Here is a 1,040-nt window from a genome sequence, read left to right on the forward strand (position 1 = left end):
CGATGGTACTGCACCCGGGAGKGTGTGGGAGAGTAGGTCACCGCCGGAACATCATTACAGGTCGAGGACCCCCAACCACCAGGTTGGGGGTCCTCCCGCATTTAAACCGCACCCCGCGAGCGGAGGCCCGATCTTGTGTCACCGTTCACAGTGGATTTCTTCGCGTACCCGCTCAGATCGGTCAACGGCGCGCCCGATAGCGCAGGTGAAGCACCCGGTTGCCCTGAATCGCCACGTCAGGATCCTCCAACAGGTGCTGCGCGTGGACCGACCCGAAGTAGCGCTTGCCGGACCCGAACACGACGGGTACGACGTCCATGCGCACCTCGTCGACCAGGCCCGCGGCAAGCACCTGGCCACCGACGTCGCCGGCGGCGACCTCGACCATGCGGTCACCCGCAAGCTTCTGCGCCTTGGCCACGGCTGCCTCGACGCCGTCGACGAAGTGAAACGGCGCCTCGGGGTCCCAGCCCTCGGGCTCCGGCCGGTGCGTCACGACGACCACGTGGTCGATCCCGCCCGGAGGCTTCCCGTCCCAGCCGTTCGTCATGTCGAAGACGTGGCGGCCGACGACGGTCGCCCCGATCTGGTCCCAGTACGGCCGGGTGTAGTCGTAGGACGYCTGCGACACCTTCAACTCGCCGCCCTCGTCCAACGGCACGTCACCGCTGGACAACCAGTCGAAAAGGGGTCCGGGCTGGTCGTTCTCGTCCGCGATGAAGCCGTCCACCGACACCGAGCTGTACATGACCACCGTGCCCATGGGTCTCTCCTCTGCTTTGGGTGCCCCCAGATTAGCGGCTCTTCGCGGTTCGTGGCGGGTTGACCTGCTGAAGGGTGTTCACGCTGCGACTCTCGCGGCGCTGGTGAGCAGGATACGGGATCGGTAGTTGCGCTCGTTTCGGAAGCCGCGGCGGGTGCGCTTGATGTGCACGAGCGGTTTCGGAGACGGCGCGGCCGGAGTCGATCACCGCCCACGACCGCTTCCCGCAGCCGTGTCGTCGCCCTGGCTAGGCACGGCACCTGCTCGGTGAACTCGG

Annotated in this window: 1 protein-coding gene; it reads right to left on the minus strand. The window is 66.9% G+C overall.

Going from position 1 to position 1,040, the window contains the following annotated elements:
• Positions 1–181: 181 nt before the first annotated feature.
• Positions 182–763 (minus strand): dihydrofolate reductase family protein, encoded by a 582-nt coding sequence (locus AC1DBQ_RS23460; protein ID WP_476930775.1) that lies wholly within the window; start codon positions 761–763, stop codon positions 182–184.
• Positions 764–1,040 lie beyond the last annotated feature (277 nt).

It is taken from the genome of Arthrobacter sp. 10T413_2 (genome assembly GCF_056394205.1).